Source organism: Yersinia massiliensis, assembly GCF_003048255.1.
Taxonomy (GTDB): domain Bacteria; phylum Pseudomonadota; class Gammaproteobacteria; order Enterobacterales; family Enterobacteriaceae; genus Yersinia; species Yersinia massiliensis_A.
The window spans coordinates 3,517,823-3,538,990 of the sequence record NZ_CP028487.1 but is presented as its reverse complement, the minus strand read 5'-3'; the positions used below and the strand labels follow the sequence as shown (position 1 = coordinate 3,538,990).

Here is a 21,168-nt window from a genome sequence, read left to right as displayed (position 1 = left end):
ACTTTACCTAGTGAGTGAATCTATTTGTTTGAACAAGTGGTATTACTTCTTGTTGCACATTACTGCGTCGCGATTAGCGGCTCGAGTTGTTTAGCTGCCCAATCGGCGATAAACGGCTGAGCTTCTGCGTTAGGATGTAAGCCATCATCCTGCATCCACTCGGGCTTCACGGCAACTTGTTCCATAAAGAAGGGCACAAGTGGGATGCCGAATTGCTGCGCCAATTGTGGATACATTGCAGTAAAAGCATCAGTATAACGGCGGCCATAGTTTGGCGGAATACGGATTTGCATCAATAAAGGCTCGGCTTTTGCCTCCTTGACCAGATGGATTATTTGCGTCAGATCTCGTTGAATATCCTGCGTTGGGAAACCACGCAGTCCGTCATTTGCACCCAGTTCAATCAGCACCCAGCGTGGCTGGTGCTGTTTAAGTAGTGCAGGTAGACGAGCCAGACCTTGCGCGGCGGTATCGCCACTAATACTGGCGTTCACCACTTTGGGTAGTGAAGGGGTAGCCTGCCATGTTTTATCTAGCCGTGAAGGCCATGCTTCGGCAATCGGCAAGCGGTAACCGGCGCTCAAACTGTCGCCTAGAATCAAAAGTGTGTCGGTTGCGGCGGCACGCATACTGAATAATCCCAATAGTAATAGGAAGGGAAGATGCCAGCGGAAAACGTTCTTGAAGTTCATCATCTTAATAAACACGTCGGTCAGGGTGAGCAACAGCTCTCCATCCTTACCGGAGTTGAGCTCGTTGTCAAACCCGCTCAAACAATTGCGTTAATTGGTGAGTCAGGTTCAGGTAAATCCACACTACTGGGGATTTTGGCGGGCTTGGATGATGGTAGTAGCGGTGAAGTGAGCTTACTGGGCCAATCATTGACCGCGATGGACGAAGAAGGGCGCGCTCAGTTACGGGCTAAAAACATTGGTTTTGTCTTTCAGTCCTTCATGCTCGTTCCCACGCTTAATACGTTGGAGAATGTCCAACTACCGGCATTGCTGCGCGGCGAAAGTGAGCGTGAAAGTAAAGCGCATGCCATTGAATTATTGAAATTGGTCGGGCTGGATAAGCGCCTTCATCATCTTCCGGCACAACTTTCGGGTGGCGAGCAGCAGCGAGTGGCCTTGGCACGAGCCTTCAGTGGGCGGCCTAAAGTGCTCTTTGCAGATGAACCTACGGGCAACCTCGATCGTCATACTGGTGATCGCATCGCCGATTTATTATTTTCTCTTAATCGTGATTACGACACCACGCTGATTCTGGTGACTCATGATGTGCAACTGGCGGGCCGTTGCCAGCGCCGGTTGCGCTTGCAGGACGGTAAATTGTGGGAGGAAGCATGATTTGGCGCTGGTTTTGGCGCGAGTGGCGCTCACCCTCACTATTGATTGTCTGGTTGGCATTAACATTGGCGGTCGCCTGTGTGCTGGCGCTAGGTACCATCAGTGACCGAATGGAAAAGGGGCTGAGTCAGCAAAGTCGCGATTTTCTGGCTGGCGACAGAGTGTTGAGTGCCGCGCATCCTGTCCCTGAGAGTTGGCTGCTCGAAGCAAAGCAGCAAGGGTTAACGGTTAGCCGCCAACTTTCGTTTATGACGATGACATTTGCGGGTGATCGTCCGCAATTAGCGGATGTCAAAGCCACCGATCTGGCCTATCCACTGTATGGCAAACTTGAAACATTACCTGCCGGTGCGGTACTGGAGCCGGGCACGGTGCTGGTCGCCCCCAGATTACTGTCATTGCTCGGGGTAAAGGTCGGCGATGTATTAGAGGTAGGGGATACCTCGCTAAAAATTGTGGGTGAAGTGCTTCAAGAGCCAGATTCAGGTTTTAATCCATTCCAAACCTCGCCAAGCATTTTAATTAATCTGGCCGATGTAGAAAAAACGGGTGCTATTCAGCCCGGTAGTCGCCTGACTTACCGTTATATGTTTGCGGGGTCGCCGGAGTCTGTCGCCAAGTTCAGTGATTGGCTTGAACCGCAACTGAAACCAGAACAGCGCTGGTACGGGTTGCAAGAGTCGGGCGGCGCGCTGGGGAAATCGCTACAGCGGGCACAGCAATTCTTGCTGCTATCGGCTCTCTTGACGCTATTGCTCTCGATTGCCGCTGTCGCCGTGGCGATGGGGCATTATTGTCGTAGCCGCTATGATTTGGTGGCCGTACTGAAAACATTGGGGGCTGGTCGCAGCGCATTGCGGCGGCTGATTATTGGGCAGTGGCTCTCGGTGCTGGTGTTGGCCGGTCTATGCGGCAGCGTGATTGGCTTGCTGTTTGAGAAGATACTCGTGCGGTTGCTGTCACCGGTATTACCCGCAGCATTACCTTCTGCCGGTTTATGGCCATGGGTATGGGCAATGGGATCATTAATATTGATTTCGCTGCTGGTGGGGATTCGCCCTTATCGGCAATTGCTGGCGACGCAGCCATTACGGGTTCTGCGCCGTGATGTCTCTGCCAATGTTTGGCCGCTATGCTACTTTATTCCTGCGATGGTGGTGATTGTCGTTGGGCTGCTGGCATTGCTGATGGGCGGCAATTCTCTGCTGTGGGCTATTCTCGGTGGCATGGTGGTATTGGCGCTACTGTTAGGCGTGATTGGTTGGGGCGGTCTGCTACTGTTACGTCGCCTGACGGTGACCCGTTTGTCATTGCGGCTGGCCATCAACCGTTTACTGCGCCAGCCTTGGATGACACTCACTCAACTGGCCGCGTTCTCTTTATCCTTCATGCTATTGGCACTGTTATTGGTCCTGCGTGGTGATCTGCTGGATCGTTGGCAACAACAACTGCCGCCTGATAGCCCGAATTACTTTTTGCTGAATATGACACCGCAGCAAGTGCCGCAAGTCACCGAGTTTCTGGCACAGCATCAGATCACGCCTTCAACGTTTTACCCCATTGTGCGAGTGCGGTTATCTGAAATTAACCAGCAGTTAGCAACGGAGCGGGTGCGCGAAGATGAACCCGGCGGCGAGGCGGTTAATCGTGAACTGAATCTGACTTGGCAGCAGGACTTACCCGCACACAATATTTTAACTGCTGGTCAGTGGCCACCGAAGGCCGACGAAGTGTCGATGGAGAAGGGGATTGCCGATCGGTTGGGCATTAAAATTGGCGATAAGCTGACATTCAGTGGCGATACGCAGTCGTTCGAAGCCACTGTCAGCAGTATTCGTCAGGTGGACTGGGAAAGTTTGCGTCCTAACTTCTACTTTATTTTCCCGCCGGGTGCGCTGGATAAGCAGCCTCAGACTTGGCTGACCAGTTTCCGCTATCAAGGGGATGGTGAAGCCCTCACACAACTGAATCGTCAGTTCCCAACACTGAGCCTGTTGGATATCGGGGCGATGCTGAAACAGGTCGGGCAAGTATTACAACAGGTCAGTCGTGCATTGGAAGTGATGGTAGTGCTGGTCATTATTTGCGGCACATTGCTATTACTGGCTCAGGTGCAAGTCGGTATGCGTCAGCGCCGTCAAGAACTGGTGGTCTATCGCACATTAGGTGCAAGTAAACGCTTACTACGTGGGACACTGTGGTGGGAGTTTGCTTTGTTGGGGCTGGTGGCTGGGTTAGCTGCGGCGATTGGCGCGGAAGCTGCACTCTGGGCATTACAACGGTTAGTCTTTGATTTCCCGTGGCAGCCTAATTGGGTCATGTGGTGGCTATTGCCACTAGCGGGGGCGCTGTTGTTGTCACTTTGTGGCGGTTGGCTAGGCGCACGGTTGTTGCAGGGACGGGCTTTATTCCGTCATTTTGACGGGTAATACCCGACTGACAAAAATGAAAACTGGCTAAGTTGGCGTTGCAGCGTGATTTGGTGTTTAGCTGCAACGCCAATTGTTTTATTGGGTATCGATTTAAACGGATGACAGTTTGACTTGCGCCCAATGCAACGCGTTCTGGTATTCCTCTGGCAGCATCGGTGCTAACTCCGCCAGTGCGGAAATCAATTCTGGGCCATCAGGATCATTTAAATTCAAATGACCGACTTTACGGCCTTCGCGCACTTCTTTTTCGTACCAGTGCAAATGCACCAAGGGCAATGACAGCCACTGGCTATTGACGGCTGTACCAATCAGATTGACCATCGCTGATGGGGTATTGACCACCGGTATTGGCAGTGGCAAATCTAAGATAGCGCGTAGATGCAGCTCGAATTGGCTAATGGAGGCACCATTTTGTGTCCAATGCCCACTGTTATGTACCCGAGGTGCCAGTTCATTGATCAGTAAATTGTCGCCGACGATAAAGCATTCCATCGCCATGACACCGACATAATTTAACTCATCCATAATGGCTGAGAGCATCGCCTCCGCTTGCTCTTGTAAACGGTTATCGGGTTGAGGCAATGCCACGCTCATGCGCAAGATGCCATCTTCATGCAGATTATGAGTGAGTGGATAAAAAACTGACTTGCCTTGATGACTACGAGCGCCGATCAATGAAACTTCACCGGAGAAGTTAATGCCTTGCTCGACAATGCATTCACCGTAGGCATCAGCGGGCAATGTGCTTTGTTCACCTGCGCGTAAACGCCACTGACCCCGACCGTCATAGCCACCGACACGGCGTTTAACAATCGCGAGTTCACCCAGTGTGGCAAAAACCTGTGGCCAATCGCTATCACTGGCCAAGAGTTGCCAAGGGGCGGTGGCGAGATTTAGGCTATCGAGCAGTTGCTTTTGCGTTAGGCGATCAGCCAAACGAGGAAAAATGTCGCGGTTAACAAACGCTGTATGAGTAGCAAGTTCGCGAGTTAAGGCGGTTTCCGGCCAACGCTCAATTTCAGCGGTAATCACGCTATGCTGATAAGGCACGGCTTCTGGCTCTGCATCTAAACCAACGGGATAAACAGCGATACCCAGTGGTTCACCGGCTTGACGCAACATACGCCCCAACTGACCGTTTCCTAATACACAAACTGGTTTCATGCTTCATCCCTCGGATCGGGATTTTCCAGCACTTCATCAGTTTGACTTTGACGCCAGTGAGCCAAACGACCTGCCAACTCAGTATCATGCAGTGCCAATATTTGCGCGGCGAGTAATGCTGCATTCGCCGCACCGGCTTTACCGATAGCTAATGTCCCCACAGGAATACCGCGCGGCATCTGCACGATTGAATAGAGGCTATCGACGCCACTTAGTGCTGCACTTTGCACCGGAACACCTAAAACGGGCACCAGCGTTTTTGCCGCGATCATCCCAGGTAAGTGAGCTGCACCGCCCGCACCGGCAATAATGACATGTAAGCCATTGCTTTGCGCTTGTTCGGCAAAACTGAATAGTTTGTCAGGGGTTCTGTGTGCAGAAACCACTTCGACATGAAATGGCATATTGAGCGTAGTGAGCACGTCGGCGGCGAATTGCATAGTGGCCCAGTCACTTTTGGACCCCATTACGATAGCGATTTTAACCCCGGCTGCATAAGCCGAATCGAGGTTGGCTCCCATGTGGGTAAGGCTCCTGTGATTGTGCAAGCGTCGGCCAGAACGATTTCAGATATCGTGGCTGGCGATGAGGGCGTAGAGCATACCATGAGCTAAAGATGAGGAAAACGGTTGCGTCATGGCTTTTAGTGGGATTTTACGGTTTTTTGGTCGTGGGCCTAGCGTCTCTGGCGTGATTGAAATTTGCCGTGAGTCCGCTAGAACGGGAATTTAATTAACTCAACACTTTCTGCGGTGACTTTGACCATCGAGCCTTCTTCATGCCATGCCCCTAAGACGACGCGCTGCGCTACTGTTGAGGGTAATTCTACGTTATGCACAGCCGGACGATGCGTATGCCCATGAATCATCCAGCTCACATGATGACGCTGAAATGTCTCAATAACCGCTTGTGGATTCACATCCATGATGAGCTGTGATTTCCCGCTATTATTTGCTTGGCTCTGATTGCGCATGTAAGCGGCAATACGTAGACGAAAGCGCAAAGGTAGCCATAGGAAGAGCTTTTGAATTATTGGGTTGTGTACTCGGCGACGAAAATGCTGATAGTCGGCATCGTCGGTACATAAAGTATCACCGTGCAAAATGACTATTTTACGGCCATACAGCTCGATGACTTCTTCTTCCGCGAGTAACGTCATCCCACTTTCCGTGGCAAAATCTTTACCGAGCAGAAAGTCGCGGTTGCCGTGGATAAAGTAGCAGGGGACACCCTGTTGCTGGAGTGATTTTAATGCAGCGGCGATTTGCCGGTACAAAGGTTCGGGGTCATCATCGCCAATCCAAGACTCAAAAAGATCACCCAAGATATATAACGCATCGGCATGAATCGCATCACGCTGTATAAAATGCAGGAAACCGGCAGTAATTGCCGGTTCCTGAACGCTAAGATGCAAATCTGCAATAAAAAGCGTGCTCATTACGTCGCTATTACTCGCTGACAGTCACGCTTTTAATGATGACATCTTCTTTTGGTACATCTTGATGCATACCGCTGCGGCCAGTTGCAACGTTTTTGATTTTATCAACCACGTCCAAACCTTCGGTCACTTCAGCGAATACGCAGTAGCCCCAGCCATCTGGGCGCTCTGAACGGAAGTTCAGGAAGTCGTTATCTGCCACGTTAATAAAGAACTGAGCAGTAGCAGAATGTGGATCGTTGGTACGTGCCATTGCCAGCGTGCCACGGGTGTTTTTCAGACCGTTGTTGGCTTCATTCTTAATCTGTGCATCAGTCTCTTTCTGGTTCATGCCCGGCTCAAAACCCCCGCCTTGGATCATGAAACCATCGATAACACGGTGGAAAATAGTGTTATCGTAGAAACCTTTACGGCAGTAGTTCAGGAAGTTCTCAACGGTGACCGGCGCTTTATCTGCGAAGGTTTTAACGACGATATCGCCGTGATTAGTATGAAACGTGACCATAATAATATTCCTGCTAGTGTAATAAGTGTATTCACAATGAGTCGTAACCCTTAGACCGCACTTATATCATATCTCTAAGATTGAGTCAGCACTCGAAACGCTGCCCTTAGGGGCGAAAAAGAGCTGTATCACAGGCTGATTTACCGCATAATCTGATGATATCCTGTTATACCCTCAATCATTTAAGCAGTAATAGGGTTTCTTGCTGTTAAATTGCAACGTTAATCACGTTGGGTATGAACACTGCATAATGCAAAAAACAAAACCACGGAATGTCCCGATGCTAAAGATTTTTAATACACTGAGTCGCCAAAAAGAGGAATTCAAGCCTATCCATGCCGGTAAAATTGGTATGTATGTATGCGGGATCACCATTTATGACCTGTGTCACATTGGGCATGGGCGTACTTTTGTCGCTTTCGACGTTGTTTCTCGTTATTTACGCTATTTAGGGTACTCGCTGACCTATGTCCGCAATGTGACCGACGTCGATGATAAAATCATCAAACGCGCCATAGAGAATAACGAAACCTGCGAGCAACTAACCACGCGTATGTTGGTTGAAATGCATAAAGATTTCGATGCGTTAAATCTCGAACGCCCCGATTTAGAACCGCGTGCAACACACCATATTCCAGAAATTATTGCGATGGTTGAGCAACTCATTGCACGCGATCATGCCTATGTGGCGTCCAATGGTGATGTGATGTTTGCCGTAGACAGTGACCCAGATTACGGTCTGTTGTCTCGCCAAGATCTGGATCAGCTTCAGGCCGGTGCCCGTGTTGAAGTGGCTGATGTGAAACGTAATCCCATGGATTTCGTGCTATGGAAAATGTCTAAACCCGGCGAACCAAGCTGGGAATCACCTTGGGGGCTGGGCCGCCCAGGTTGGCACATTGAATGTTCAGCCATGAACAGCAAACAACTTGGTACCCATTTCGATATTCACGGTGGTGGCTCAGATTTGATGTTCCCACACCATGAAAATGAGATTGCGCAATCTACCTGTGCTCATGATGGCCCTTATGTTAATTACTGGATGCATTCCGGCATGGTGATGATCGACAAAGAAAAAATGTCGAAATCACTCAATAACTTTTTCACTATCCGTGATGTCTTGGCCTATTACGATGCCGAAACAGTGCGCTATTTCTTGATGTCTGGTCATTACCGCAGCCAACTTAACTATAGCGAAGAGAATCTCAAACAGGCTCGCGCTTCATTAGAGCGCTTATATACTGCGCTTCGTGGTACAGATACAAATGCAGTTCCTGCGGGAGGCGCTGAATTTGAAGCTCGTTTCCGAGCGGCAATGGATGATGATTTTAATACACCAGAGGCATACTCTGTCCTGTTTGATATCGCCCGTGAGGTGAATCGCTTAAAAACGGAAGATATCACTGCTGCAAATAGCATGGCCGCCGAATTGCGCAAACTAGCTCGCGTATTGGGTTTGTTGGAACAAGACCCTGAGGTATTTTTGCAAAGTGGCGCGCAGACTGACGGCGATGAAGTTGCAAAAATTGAAGCGCTGATTAAGCAACGCAATGACGCCCGTAGTAGCAAAGACTGGGCACTGGCCGATTCTGCTCGAGATCAGTTAAACGAATTGGGTATTGTGTTGGAAGATGGCCCACAAGGCACAACGTGGCGTCGTAAATAATACAGCGATTTGCAACTTGGCTAGAACTAGCCTGGTGAGTGAGAGTTGAAAAGTATTGCGGTTCTGGTGTTGCCAGCAACCGCAATTTTTTTGTCGGCCAATTTCTCAGCTAACTATTTTGGATCTGATTATTATTATGTCTCTTTCGGATCGCGCCTTTAAATAAATGATATTGATGTTAGGGGGCATGGGACCTAACGATAATTGATGAGTTAATTTATCTCTCCAATAATAAAACATATCTTGCGATATAAGGTATTTAAGTAAAAAATCCTCTTTTTCTTATCTTATTAAAATAATCTAGTTTTGTCATTCATCAGGGTTTTTACCTATTTTATTGCTTTATCTGAGGTTAAGAAAATAAATGACCAAAATACGATAGGAAAGGATAATTTATACACGTTATTGTGGGCGGGTGAGATGGGTAAGTCTGGCTGCCTTGTAAAACTAATAACATTATTTTGACGATTTTGTGTTGCGATACTCACATGATTGAGCGAAAATCCCGCAAATTTGATGGTAAAGTAATAAAACAGAGTAATATCCGGTTGTTTAGTAAATTATTTTTCATATGTTCTGATTTCGAATTTTTAAACTTTATAATTGAATTTAAATTCACATGTAGTCATGAATCCTTAAGTTTATTAGTGAAGTGGGTGTATAACTTCATGTTATTTATGACTATTAATTGTCAGGTGTATTTTGCTGAGGAATTATTATTCATCTTAAATGATTTTTAGGGTGAAGAAATTTGTTGTGAATGATCTTCGATATAACCATTTTCCGATGGTGATTTTTTTACTTTGATAACAATAACTAATCGATGCATTACTTATATGGTTACATTTATTCTTATTTGGTTACCATGTCATCTTAATTAATTATCAGCCGTTCCTCTTAATTCTAGTGTGTTGATTTATAGTTTATAATCATCTAACATTAATCGCTTCCAAAATTAATCATGTGAGCCCCTCTCAGCACATAGCTTATATCATCCATCATAGAGTATTAATAATGAGTCATAAGATTGTTTTTAATAATAAGGTGGTGTATGACCATACTATGGCAACACTCTATAATATAAGTAATGAAAACGAGAAGGTTTTATTAACGACGCCAGCCAATCACTGCCTGCATATTATTACAAATAACCGACCTGAGATTACCTCACAGCGAGTACTGTTTGCTGATGTATGGGAGAACCATGGTGCCCCCATAAATAGCAATACTTTCTATCAGAACATTTCCATCATTAGACGAGCATTTAAGCAACTGGGCTTGGTTGATGATGTGATAGTGACTGTACCTCGGCGTGGCGTGCGTATCGCCAGCAGTATTGATATCTCAGTCCTTTCTCCAGTAGTCGAAGGATTAACTGATTCAATGGAGGTGATAAATGAAGATGGCACTGAATTAGATGGAAAAAGACATGCAGCTCCAGCGCAAGATATTATCTTAGGAGATTTACAAAGAGAAGTTCCTCTTGCTAGTTCGCTACAAGACAAAGGGCCTATTGGGGTTTTAGGTAGCCAAAATTATCCTGTATCAAGTGTCGCTAAATTCTTCTCCAGCGCAAAAAAAATCAACTTCAATTTCATGATCCTTTTATCTTTCTTTGCAACAGTCGCTTTATCAGCACAAATATTTGATTCTTATTTCTACTCTAAAAGTCGTTTTTATGATTATCAATCTGCATTTTATTTAGATAAATGTGATGTTTTTAGTCAAGTGACTAATGATGCCGAACTTCGGGGGGGAGTTGAAGATATGGTAAAGGTAAATGCTATCTCCTGTCATGAACCCAAAAGAATTTACTATTCGACTTTTCCAGGGTTGCCGAGAGTATCTTTAATCGTGTGTGATGGCGATATTATTAGGCCTGGTACTTATTGTAGTTCTTATTACCAGAGCATATTGAGTTGATCATGAAAAAGTTTATTATTGTTATCTTTGCTATTGTCATCGCTTTAGCCCTATCTTTCAGTTACTCATTTTATAAGAATGCCTCTCCACTTGATGATCGCATTAGCTGCTACGCCCAAATAAGATACAACTATGCTGGGTCTGAGCAGCACAGCCAATTAAGCTCTGGTATTTATATCTACTTATCTCAGGGGAAAGGGGTTGTCGATTTTTCTGGCGAGATAGCGATAGGCGACAAAAAATATAGAATAAAACGTAATGCAGAGGTGAGCTACAATCCTAAGGATGCTTCAGTTTACTTGTTAAAAACAGTGAAGCTAAACATTAATCCAGTCGACAATATACCAATTGAAATTGCTCGCAAACACCTGTACTCCTATCTGACTCGTGAAGATGGATGGATTAATTTTGGTGTTTATCCTAATGCCAACAATGGTTACGTTTTCTCAACGACCGCTATTCCTCAGTTTTTATGCAAAAAGCTCTAGCACAGTAAAGAATCAAGCGAATAAAAGGAAAAATGCAGAGGGCGAAGTGTCCTCTCTTTTTAATATCTAATCCCTCATCATTTCAGTCAACATGTAATAATATTTTCCGACAGTGTTATCACTGTTACCTTTGTAAACACTATTGATTTATAAGGCCAATTGCCATTTAAGAAATAAAATAATTTTATTTAAGAGTAAATGCATATTATTAATAAGTAAAAGTTTGACTTTTTAAAGTTATTTTATTTCATTTTACCATGGTCTTGAAATAGCATTTATGCATCGAGATTGATTGGCTATTTTTTTTGTAAAGCATCTCGTGATTTATTATTAGTGGCAACCGGTGGGACATGGAAATTGATTCTCCACCGGTAATAAATTCAAGCTGATGGAATTTGGTGATTATAATGAAACTAACTAAACTTGCTATAGCATTGGGTATGAGTATTGCCGTAATGGCGACTGCAGCAAACGCTGCACCAAAAGATGAGGGGCAAGGGACCGTGACATTTAACGGTTCTATCATTGATTCACCTTGCTCAATTACACCAGATACGATTGACCAAACCGTTAATTTAGGTCAGATCTCTAATGTCATTTTAAAAGATGGCGGAAAGTCTAAGCCTAAAAATTTCCAAATAAAATTGGAAAATTGCGATACGGCAACATTGAAAACTGTCTCAACAAAATTTACTAGTTCTCATTCAACAGGCAATGGTGACTTATTAGGTATTACAGGAACTGCCCGCGGTGCAAGCATTGCCATTACTGATGGTGCTGGTGATGTTATTAAGTTGGGTGAGTCAGGAAAAGCGCAAACAATCCAAGATGGCAATAACGTGTTGGCATTCTCTGCCTATTTACAGGGTGATGGCGCTTCCTCCACTATTATTCCTGGTGAATTCCAATCGATTGCTAACTTCTCCTTGGCTTATCAGTAATCCAGGTTAATTGCAACGGGGATGCATGCGGATAAGTCCGCATGCATTTAATCGTGCACGGTAATTTATATCGTGCTGAGATTGCAAATAATGGAGATAGCCTGTAATGCTGGCCAATATTTATCATGACTTGCTTTATCGGCCAATAGCACTTCAGGTAATAGTAGCATTGGTATTATTGTGCATTGTCAGATGGGCTATTGCTGCCGATGAAATTCAATTTAATACTGATGTGCTTGATGTGAAAGACCGCTCTAATATTGACTTAAGTCAGTTTTCACAGCGCGATTACATTATGCCTGGCAGCTATCAGATGTCAGTACATGCGAATCAACAGGTTATACCTGAGCAGACGATTGAATTTTTTTCACCTGATAATGACCCAAAGCTCAGTTTGCCTTGTATATCAATAGATTTAGTTGAGTTGTTGGGTTTCAAAGTCGACATGGCGAGCCAATTCCGTTGGCAACATAAACAGCAGTGCTTAGATTTCTCACAATTAAGCGGTATGGAAGCACGTGGTGATCTCAGTTCATCTACTTTATACCTCAGTATTCCGCAAGCATATTTGGAATACCACACAGATAATTGGGATCCACCATCAGCTTGGGATAATGGTGTCTCAGGATTATTATTTGACTACAGTGTGAGCAGTCAGGTCACTCAACAAAATGATAAAACAAAAACTTATACCACTAATGGCAATGGTGTCGCTGGGGCTAATTTAGGGCGTTGGCGGTTACGTGCTGACTGGCAATCTCAGTTGGAACAACCAACGAATTCAACTGCTGGGAATCGGCAGAGATTTGAATGGAGCCGCTATTATCTGTACAGAGCTTTACCTTCATTATCGGCCCAATTAACTATAGGTGAAGATTTTTTAAATTCAGACTTATTCGACAGTTTTCGTTTTAGCGGTGCCAGTTTGCATTCAGATGACAACATGCTGCCACCCAATTTACGTGGTTATGCGCCGGAAGTGAGTGGAGTAGCCAGAACCAATGCCAGAGTGGTAATTAGCCAACAAGACAGAGTTCTTTATGACACTCAGGTAGCGGCAGGGCCATTTCATATTAGGGATATTAGTGACTCAGTTTCCGGCAAATTAGATGTTCGGGTTGAAGAACGGGATGGGAGTGTACAAACTTTTCAAATCAATACGGCCACTATCCCCTATTTGTCCCGCCCAGGTGCAGTACGTTATAAAATGGCGCTGGGGAGGCCATCGGACTGGCATCACCATACTAATGGTCCAACATTCGCGACTTCTGAGTTTTCTTGGGGCGTGAGCAATGGTTGGTCTTTGTACGGTGGTGGGATTATGGGAGGAGAGTATGGAGCACTGTCATTGGGTATCGGGCGTGACCTAATGCTTTTCGGTGCACTCTCGTTCGATATGACGGAATCGAGGGCAAAAATACAAAAGGAAGAAACACTAACGGGTTCTTCATACCGATTAAGTTATTCCAAAAATTTCGAGGAATATGATAGCCAAGTGACATTTGCCGGTTATCGATTTTCTGAGCGCGACTTTATGACGATGGGTGAGTTTCTTTCGCTTCGAGAGAAAAATAATAATACTCACTTCGGAAATAATAAAGAAATGTATACCATTAGAATCAATAAGCAATTTCGTCTATTAGCCATAAGTACTTATCTTGACTATAGCCACCAGACTTATTGGGATCAGCCGACCAATGATCGCTACAGCTTATCTGTATCGCGATATTTTAACTGGGGCTCAATTAGTAATTTGAATGTTTCGTTATCGGCGTATCAGAACAAGATCAATAACATTAATGAAAATGGTATGTATTTATCTTTGTCTATGCCATTTGGCGAAAATGGAACCATCAGTGTTAATAATAACACTAGCAAAGGTACGGACTCCCAAGCGATAAATTATTACCACCAAGCAAATGAGCATAATAATTACCAAATAAGTGCGGGTCATACACGAAAGGGGAGCTTGGTGAGTGGCTATTTCAGTCACTTAGGTAACAGCGCTGAAGTGAATACGAATGCCAGCTATCAGGAAAACCAATTCTCATCCGTTGGTATATCTATGCAAGGCGGAGTGACCTTCACAGCTAAAGGGGCTGCAGTGCATCGGGTGAGTACGCTTGGTGGAACACGATTGATGACGGATACCAATGGTGTTTCTGGGGTGCCAATACGCGGCTATGGCACAACGATGAACAGTAATCTATTTGGTAAGGCGGTAATAATGGACATTAACAACTATTACCGTAATAGCGTCAGCATAGACTTAGATAATTTAGCCGACAATATTGAGGCGACTCAATCTGTGGCACAGGCAACATTAACTGAGGGGGCTATTGGTTATCGGCGTTTTAAGGTTATTGCGGGTGAAAAAACGATGGCAGTTATCCGCTTAGTTGACGGGTCATCACCGCCTTTTGGCTCGACAGTCATGAATGAGAATCAGCAAGAAACAGGCATTATTAGTGATGATGGCAGTGTGTATTTATCCGGCGTTATTGCGGGCGAAAAGATGGCAGTAACATGGGGAGGTAAAATGCAATGTACGATTACATTGCCAAAATCATTGCCTGGAATTGCTCAATCTAGCCTGCTACTGCCCTGTATTTCAGTCGTTGTAGCCAATATTGAGTCATAAGTTCATTGAGAAAATTAATTCAGACAACACAGGCAAGAGATAATGAAATTACGTAACACCCCTATTTTTATACTATTATTGGCTAGTATTATTAGCCAACAGGCTGTGGCTGCGATCGCATTGGATCGCACCCGAGTCATTGTTAATGGAAATGAAAAGTCAGTTAGTTTGAGTATTAGTAATCATAATAAGCAATTACCTTATCTCGCCCAAGGTTGGATTGAGGATGAATTAGGGAATAAAATCACTACGCCATTAACCATATTGCCTCCTATTCAGCGCGTTGAACCTGGTGCTGAAAGTCAGATAAAAGTTGTCGCCATGCCAGGCGTTGAGCAGTTATCGCAAGAGGTAGAGACGCTTTTTTATTTCAACATACGGGAAATACCACCACGCAGTGACAAACCTAATACGTTACAAATTGCCCTGCAAACCAGAGTGAAGTTGTTTTATCGCCCCAAAAATATTATGCCAACGAAAGCAGATATGGCTACACCGTGGCAAGAAAAGATCACACTTACTCGTCAAGGTGATAGTTATTTAGTGGCTAACCCCACTCCTTATTTTATTACTTTGGTGGATGCGGCTAGTCACGTAAAGGGAAAAGGCGCGAATGATTTTACGCCAATAATGATTGCACCGAAATCAACTACTTCACTGGGAATCTCTGCGGCAGCTTTGGGTAAATCTCCAGTACTGACGTATATAAACGATTACGGTGGACGACCAAAGTTGATATTTAATTGTAACAGTGAAAATTGTGAAGGTAGCCCAGTTAAATCGTGATTATCTCGATAAAAAAACATCAGTTTAGATACTATTTCATTCTTTTTTTAGGATTACTATTTTTTTGTTGCGATGAAGTCAATGCAGAAATTATTCAGGTGAATATCAGTGGTGTTATTACAGAACCACCATCTTGCGTAATCAATGGTGGCAACACTATCGACGTAGATTTTGGTAGTAAAGTCATGACTAATTTGGTTAATGGGAGTAATTATCTGCAAAAAGTAACCTACTCTGTTACGTGTAAAAACTCGACCTCTAACAGTATGAGAATGAAAATTAGTGGCGACACTGCGGGTTTTTCCAATACTGCGCTTAAAACGAGTAATGATAATTTGGGTATTGAGTTCCTGCTCAATGGGAAAGTTCATAGTGGTTGGTTTGATTATACATATCCCTCTATTCCTAAACTTGAGGCTGTACCGATTAAGCGTGGCGGCTCAGTTTTGGAAACGGGTTTTTTTGACGGCACTGCGACGTTAATTGTTGAATTTAGATAAATAGGAATCATGCTATGTACCGTATTTTTACCTATTGCTTATTATTTGGATTAGTATCTACTACAGAAACTTACGCCTATAATATGTATTTTCACGGTACATTAATTAACCCACCGCCCTGTGTTATTAGTGGCGCTAAACAAATTGATGTGGATTTCAGTAACTCAGTAGAAACGACGAAAGTTGATGGCATTAATTATAAGAAACCCATTGATTATACTCTCGCCTGTGATGTGAATCCTGAGTTTGCATTAAAAATGCAATTGAAAGGGGATGTCAGCAGTTTTGATCAAACATTATTATTGACTTCAGTTGAAGATCTGGGGATTCAAATAATAAGGAATGGGCAGAAAATAGATGTTAATGAATGGATGTATTTTCAATATAAAAACATTCCGCTACTCGAAGCCGTTCCAGTCAAAAATAAAGATGCCATATTAACTGGTGGGAAATTTGACGCAACAGCCACTTTATTGGTCGAGTATATTTAGGATGAGATGGAGTATGCATTGTTTTTTACATAATTTCTGGCTGATTTTCGCTGCTTTATTTTCAATTAATGATGCTATTGCGACTGATGTTAATTTGCATGGTACATTAATTGAGTCACTTCCTTGTACCATAAAGCCCGGAAGTGAGAATCGTGAGGTGAGCTTAGGGCCAATATCAGATAAGTATCTTTATAAAAATCAGCGCACAATTGGGCGTTCATTTAAGCTTTTTTTAGAGGGCTGTGATACTAAAAAAACACAAAGTATGACGATGGTATTCAGTGGTCAAGAGAATCCAAATTTACCAGGACTATTGGCATTAGCACCAAATAGCCAAGCTAAGGGAATTGGGATTGGTCTCGAAACCATGCTCGGTAAAAAGCTACCCCTAGATATTCGAAGTGATGATATAGCTTTAAATGATGGCGAAAATATTATTCCCTTACGCGCATATGTTGCTGCTGAAGAAGAGGCAATTAGCCAAAGAACGATTACTCTAGGTTATTTTAGCGCCATTGCCACTTTCAAGTTTACTTACAATTAATGGGCCGAGAGTGTGGCGAATTTATTTACCTCAAATTTAGCTATTGATTAATGGAATACTCTATGATGAAAAATATGACTCATCTTGTTATTACTTTATATCTGTTGCTGGCCACCACTGCCGATGGAGCAATTACGGTTGATGCAAATACAAGGCGTGTTAGTGGTTCATTCAGTGCATATGATAGCCCCTACGAACTAACGCGTACCGGAGTAAGAATAGGGGCGAATAACTTTGCATTCGATATTGTTGCGGGCTATCAAGGTTCGAGCCGGTGTATCCCACCCACTAACGCAACGGCACTTCCGGCAGGTTGTATTGCGGTGCGTAATGGCAACCAAACTCAGAATACGGTGACCTATGCTCAGGTAGCGAATTTTGCCAACCAGTATATCAATGCTGGCTTAGTCATCCCCGCCGGAATCAACTTGAATGCAGTCAACACGCTGATTGTCTGTCATGGTGCTGTACCGAGAGCATCGACCGTAGTAAGAAAATGCTTGTCTGCGACGTTGCCCGCTGCGGTTGTTGAACCCCCATGCACCATCAGTACTGCTCCGATTACAATTAACCATGGTACGATTAATACTAATGTCGTCAGTGGACATGTTGCCTCGAACTACTTATCTATTCAATGTAAAACGGGTCAATACATTCAATTAACGCCAGCGGCGACAAATGGTGTGACTTTACGTTCAGATGGTAGTTTGAAGACCAAAATAACGGTTAATGATTCAACCCAAGCCAATGGTGGAGCATTAATTTATATCTACGGTGGCGGGTATGAGTTAGTGAAGATTTCATCAACACTTAGTACGCCTTATGGTTACGTCACTGCCGGCGCTTTTAGCGGAAGCACGGTATTAACCGTTAATGTTATCTAGCGCTTAGTTTTAGAATTTAACGTTAGAGATAAAAGTTAAAACTTATCCCACCATAATCATTTGGCAAAAAAAATGGAGCAAGCTAATGCTATCTTGAGTAATTGATACATGATTATTCGAGATGGATATATTTTGTACAGATATGATAAAAGTAAAAATCATAACAATCAGTGTTATTACGATTTATATGCTAGTTGCAATGCATATCTATATTTCTAATATGGGCGGCTCAGGGTTACGTCTTCCCAGTAACATTATCGGTTGGATCACGGTTTTTATTGTGATTTTTGGTTCATGGTGTTTTTTGGATCGCAATAGTCAGCTACGATTTAATCATGCATGCTTGTTTTTTTTAGCAGGATTATTATTGTTATTTATACCTGTTTTTTTTCCGCAAAACGTGCCCAGTAAAAGTGGTGTTATTAGGGTGTTAGCCTTACTGGGTAGTATCATTTTTTATTTTACTTTGCTGCAATGCCATTTTAAAACTAAAGAGAAATTATTTTTACTATGGGTGTTGCTTGGCGCAGTTCTGATTGAAACGATAATAACACTCGCACAGATTTTTTTGTTTGAAGATAATAACTGGATGGAATTCAACGTTAATTTTAGTCGCCCTTATGGTATTTTTCAGCAAGTTAACGTTATGGCAAGTTTTGCGGCAACGGGTTTAGTAGTAAGTCTTTATTTATTTTTAACTAAGGGGGGCGAGCGAGTAAAATCTCAAACAGCATATCGTTCGTTCAATATCAGTGATGTTATTTTACTATTATCATTTCTATTACTCCCAATGACAATTGTTCTACTGCAATCTAGAATCGGTTATCTAGGGGCGTCATTGAGTTGCGCTGCAATGTTATTTATTCACTATCGACGACAACGACTTTGGTGCTGGCTGTCATTGATATTTATTTGTGTGGGAGTACTGAATGGTATTATCTTGTTATTGGAAAGCCACATTACGACAATCTCTCATTCAGGTTCTAATACTGAGCGATGGCTAATACTGACCAATACGTGGGAAATGATTCAAGATAAGCTCTGGCTAGGGTGGGGCTATGGTTCTTTTGAATATAGTTTTCACCACTTTCTGGCAGATCAGACACCCTCCATTTCAATGCCTCGGATCACTCATCCTCATAATGAGTTCTTATTTTGGTGGGTTGAAGGCGGTTTTATTGCGCTGCTAGGAATGTTGGCTTTATTCGCTGGTTATCTACAATTACTATTCTTTGCCTGGCGTAGGAAGTGTTTATCCTTATTCATATTAAGCTTACCAATTGTACTGCATACGATGACGGAGTATCCATTATATCAATCAGTTGCACATATTATTACGCTGCTTTTACTCTTATCTTTTATTGATAGCGGAACAGAAGCTAACTCCACCAGAACTTCAGTCATTGCTAATGGCTTTAGTTGTGTAGTGAGATTTTCATCTTTATGTGCACTCTACTTTCTGATCACTGGGTTTAAGGCCACGCTGGTATTGACCGATCTAGAACGTGGCGGATTTATTTCTTTTTCATCGGCCAGAGAACTGTATAACCCATATATCAATTTTTCGCGCTACCAGTTCGATGAACAAGTTCACAATTTGATGATTTTTAATACAGAAAAAGATATCAGTTTACTGACTGGATATTTGATATGGGCTGAGAATTACTCAAAATTTCACGTTGACGAAAATGTTTATCTCAACATGATAAAAATCACACAATTTTTAAATATGCATGAAAAAACCAGTAACCTAATTCACGAAGCGAGTGTGTTATTCAACCACAGCATTGAGTTTACGCAGCGTTTAAACCAATTAAAAACATCATAGTATGATTTATTTTTCGTATGGCAATATTCACCTGTGTAAAACATAGCCAAAATGCTTTCGTTGCATTCCCTGCTATTTTGTCACTCACATTTTACTTAAAGAATATTGCGGCTCTGGCTTCAACCAGCAACCGCAATTTTATCAGTACCCTTTGCATTAGCGCGTTGAATTTCGCGACTGACGAGCAGGTTAGGCTTTAACCTGCACTTTCATGCCTTGGTACTCAACAATTTGATCAGCAATGATTTTACAACGTTTGCGCGTTTCGACATTACCGTTAACTTTTACATGACCCTCTGCAATGACGGCTTTTGCTGAAGCACCGCTATCACTCCAGCCTTGCAACTTTAATAAGTCGCATAGCTCAACATGCGGGTGTTTTTCTAAATGAAAAATTTCCATTACTGTCCTTTCAATCAATTTTCAGTGATGTCGTGATATTCCTCGCAGGCTTGCAAGGTATTTTGTATCAGTGTTGCAACGGTCATTGGCCCAACGCCACCCGGAACGGGTGTAATCCAACCGGCACGTTCAACAGCAACATCAAATTCTACATCGCCGACTACTTTACCACTTTCCAAACGGTTAATACCGACATCAATCACGATAGCACCGGGTTTAATCCACTCACCGGGGATGAAACCGGGTTTACCTACGGCAACCACCAATAAGTCAGCGTTTTCGATATGTTGACGCAGATTTTTGGTAAAACGATGAGTAACTGTCGTGGTGCAGCCTGCCAACAGCAGCTCAAGGCTCATCGGCCGACCGACGATATTGGAGGCACCCACGACAACAGCGTTCAGGCCGTAGGTTGGGATATCATATCGCTCTAGCAGAGTAACGATGCCGCGTGGGGTACAAGGGCGTAGTTTCGGCGCGCGTTGGCACAAACGGCCAACGTTATACGGATGGAAGCCATCGACGTCTTTATCTGGATGGATACGCTCCAGTACTTTGACATTATCAATGCCAGCAGGCAGCGGCAGTTGCACCAATATTCCATCGATATCATTATCGTCATTCAATGAATCAATCAGTGCCAATAATTCAGCTTCAGTGGTGGACATCGGGAGGTCATAAGAGCGGGAGATAAAGCCTACCTCTTCGCATGCCTTACGTTTACTGGCTACATAAATTTGTGACGCAGGGTTTTCACCCACTAACACAACGGCAAGGCCCGGTGCACGCTTACCCGCAGCCAGGCGTTTTTGTACTAACGCAGCAACTTCGTTTCTTACCTGCTGCGCAATCGTTTTACCATCAATAATTTTTGCTGACATCAGTGGAAGGGTCCATCAATTAAAAAAGCGGGAATCTGCCTATTTTGTCAGAAGCGAGCCGCGCTGTCAGGCGTATAATAACGATTAATTAACGATTAAATAGACAGTTGTTAAACCTCAAGGTGAAAACCCATTGACTCGAAAGCGACTGCCCGTATAATCCACCCCGCAACTGACTACCAAGCAGCGTCTAGCCTGCGGTAATTATCAAATGCGCCCTTAGCTCAGTTGGATAGAGCAACGGCCTTCTAAGCCGTAGGTCACAGGTTCGAGCCCTGTAGGGCGTACCATTAATAATCAACGAC

Annotated in this window: 20 protein-coding genes and 1 tRNA gene; 14 read left to right on the top strand and 7 right to left on the bottom strand. The window is 43.8% G+C overall.

Going from position 1 to position 21,168, the window contains the following annotated elements; translation table 11 throughout:
• Positions 1–59: 59 nt before the first annotated feature.
• Positions 60–692 (bottom strand): multifunctional acyl-CoA thioesterase I/protease I/lysophospholipase L1, encoded by a 633-nt coding sequence (gene tesA / locus DA391_RS16580; protein WP_050082670.1) that lies wholly within the window; start codon positions 690–692, stop codon positions 60–62.
• Between tesA and ybbA the strand changes: the two genes are divergently transcribed.
• Together ybbA and ybbP are read left to right on the top strand one after the other, a co-directional pair.
• Positions 663–1,349 carry a putative ABC transporter ATP-binding protein YbbA gene (gene ybbA, locus DA391_RS16575; protein WP_049605762.1) on the top strand — a complete coding sequence of 229 codons (687 nt, stop codon included), beginning with the start codon at positions 663–665 and terminating at the stop codon, positions 1,347–1,349. The genes tesA and ybbA overlap by 30 nt on opposite strands.
• The gene (ybbP, locus tag DA391_RS16570) at positions 1,346–3,778 is read left to right on the top strand and encodes a putative ABC transporter permease subunit YbbP (RefSeq protein ID WP_108088002.1); all 2,433 of its coding nucleotides are present in this window, start codon (positions 1,346–1,348) and stop codon (positions 3,776–3,778) included. The genes ybbA and ybbP overlap by 4 nt, the downstream gene beginning before the upstream one ends.
• A 93-nt stretch (positions 3,779–3,871) precedes the next feature.
• Here ybbP and purK read toward each other — a convergent pair whose 3' ends face one another.
• The 4 genes from purK to ppiB all read right to left on the bottom strand — a co-directional run bounded on the left by purK (position 3,872) and on the right by ppiB (position 6,888).
• The gene (gene purK / locus DA391_RS16565; protein ID WP_108088001.1) at positions 3,872–4,945 is read right to left on the bottom strand and encodes a 5-(carboxyamino)imidazole ribonucleotide synthase; all 1,074 of its coding nucleotides are present in this window, start codon (positions 4,943–4,945) and stop codon (positions 3,872–3,874) included.
• On the bottom strand, positions 4,942–5,466 hold the full coding sequence (gene purE / locus DA391_RS16560; protein ID WP_050873579.1) for a 5-(carboxyamino)imidazole ribonucleotide mutase: 525 nt from the start codon (positions 5,464–5,466) through the stop codon (positions 4,942–4,944). The genes purK and purE overlap by 4 nt, the downstream gene beginning before the upstream one ends.
• A gap of 194 nt (positions 5,467–5,660) precedes the next feature.
• Complete coding sequence (locus DA391_RS16555; RefSeq protein ID WP_050286509.1) at positions 5,661–6,383, bottom strand: UDP-2,3-diacylglucosamine diphosphatase; 723 nt, start codon at positions 6,381–6,383, stop codon at positions 5,661–5,663.
• Positions 6,384–6,393: 10 nt separating this feature from the next.
• Complete coding sequence (ppiB, locus tag DA391_RS16550) at positions 6,394–6,888, bottom strand: peptidylprolyl isomerase B (protein WP_019212822.1); 495 nt, start codon at positions 6,886–6,888, stop codon at positions 6,394–6,396.
• 280 nt (positions 6,889–7,168) lie between these two features.
• Here ppiB and cysS point away from each other — a divergent pair, with 280 nt between their 5' ends.
• The 11 genes from cysS (at position 7,169) to DA391_RS16490 (ending at position 19,580) form a co-directional block, all read left to right on the top strand.
• Positions 7,169–8,554, top strand: a complete 1,386-nt coding sequence (cysS, locus tag DA391_RS16545; RefSeq protein WP_050082678.1) for a cysteine--tRNA ligase — start codon at positions 7,169–7,171, stop codon at positions 8,552–8,554.
• A gap of 1,014 nt (positions 8,555–9,568) precedes the next feature.
• Positions 9,569–10,477, top strand: a complete 909-nt coding sequence (locus DA391_RS16535) for a winged helix-turn-helix domain-containing protein (protein WP_050082681.1) — start codon at positions 9,569–9,571, stop codon at positions 10,475–10,477.
• Positions 10,478–10,479: 2 nt separating this feature from the next.
• The gene (locus DA391_RS16530) at positions 10,480–10,965 is read left to right on the top strand and encodes a hypothetical protein (RefSeq protein ID WP_050082684.1); all 486 of its coding nucleotides are present in this window, start codon (positions 10,480–10,482) and stop codon (positions 10,963–10,965) included.
• A 407-nt stretch (positions 10,966–11,372) separates the two neighbouring features.
• The gene (locus DA391_RS16525; RefSeq protein WP_050082688.1) at positions 11,373–11,906 is read left to right on the top strand and encodes a fimbrial protein; all 534 of its coding nucleotides are present in this window, start codon (positions 11,373–11,375) and stop codon (positions 11,904–11,906) included.
• A gap of 106 nt (positions 11,907–12,012) precedes the next feature.
• On the top strand, positions 12,013–14,547 hold the full coding sequence (locus tag DA391_RS16520) for an outer membrane usher protein (protein ID WP_108088000.1): 2,535 nt from the start codon (positions 12,013–12,015) through the stop codon (positions 14,545–14,547).
• Positions 14,548–14,589: 42 nt separating this feature from the next.
• Positions 14,590–15,333 carry a fimbria/pilus periplasmic chaperone gene (locus tag DA391_RS16515; RefSeq protein ID WP_098904288.1) on the top strand — a complete coding sequence of 248 codons (744 nt, stop codon included), beginning with the start codon at positions 14,590–14,592 and terminating at the stop codon, positions 15,331–15,333.
• Positions 15,334–15,431: 98 nt separating this feature from the next.
• Positions 15,432–15,833, top strand: a complete 402-nt coding sequence (locus DA391_RS16510; RefSeq protein WP_226723079.1) for a fimbrial protein — start codon at positions 15,432–15,434, stop codon at positions 15,831–15,833.
• A 14-nt stretch (positions 15,834–15,847) separates the two neighbouring features.
• Positions 15,848–16,324: a fimbrial protein gene (locus DA391_RS16505; protein ID WP_050082691.1), complete on the top strand. Its 477-nt coding sequence runs from the start codon at positions 15,848–15,850 to the stop codon at positions 16,322–16,324.
• A gap of 13 nt (positions 16,325–16,337) precedes the next feature.
• Positions 16,338–16,868, top strand: a complete 531-nt coding sequence (locus DA391_RS16500; RefSeq protein WP_050082692.1) for a fimbrial protein — start codon at positions 16,338–16,340, stop codon at positions 16,866–16,868.
• A 62-nt stretch (positions 16,869–16,930) separates the two neighbouring features.
• The gene (locus DA391_RS16495; protein ID WP_050082693.1) at positions 16,931–17,752 is read left to right on the top strand and encodes a hypothetical protein; all 822 of its coding nucleotides are present in this window, start codon (positions 16,931–16,933) and stop codon (positions 17,750–17,752) included.
• A gap of 121 nt (positions 17,753–17,873) precedes the next feature.
• Entirely contained in the window at positions 17,874–19,580 is a 1,707-nt protein-coding gene (locus DA391_RS16490; RefSeq protein WP_108087999.1) for a PglL family O-oligosaccharyltransferase, read from the top strand.
• 189 nt (positions 19,581–19,769) lie between these two features.
• Here the strand turns inward: DA391_RS16490 and ybcJ are convergent, their stop codons facing one another.
• Both ybcJ and folD read right to left on the bottom strand, forming a co-directional pair.
• Positions 19,770–19,982 (bottom strand): ribosome-associated protein YbcJ, encoded by a 213-nt coding sequence (ybcJ, locus tag DA391_RS16485; RefSeq protein WP_050082695.1) that lies wholly within the window; start codon positions 19,980–19,982, stop codon positions 19,770–19,772.
• A gap of 14 nt (positions 19,983–19,996) precedes the next feature.
• Positions 19,997–20,863, bottom strand: coding sequence for a bifunctional methylenetetrahydrofolate dehydrogenase/methenyltetrahydrofolate cyclohydrolase FolD (folD, locus tag DA391_RS16480; RefSeq protein WP_019212809.1), 867 nt, complete (start codon positions 20,861–20,863; stop codon positions 19,997–19,999).
• 213 nt (positions 20,864–21,076) lie between these two features.
• Between folD and DA391_RS16475 the strand changes: the two genes are divergently transcribed.
• Positions 21,077–21,153 (top strand) — tRNA-Arg (locus DA391_RS16475).
• Positions 21,154–21,168: the final 15 nt, after the last annotated feature.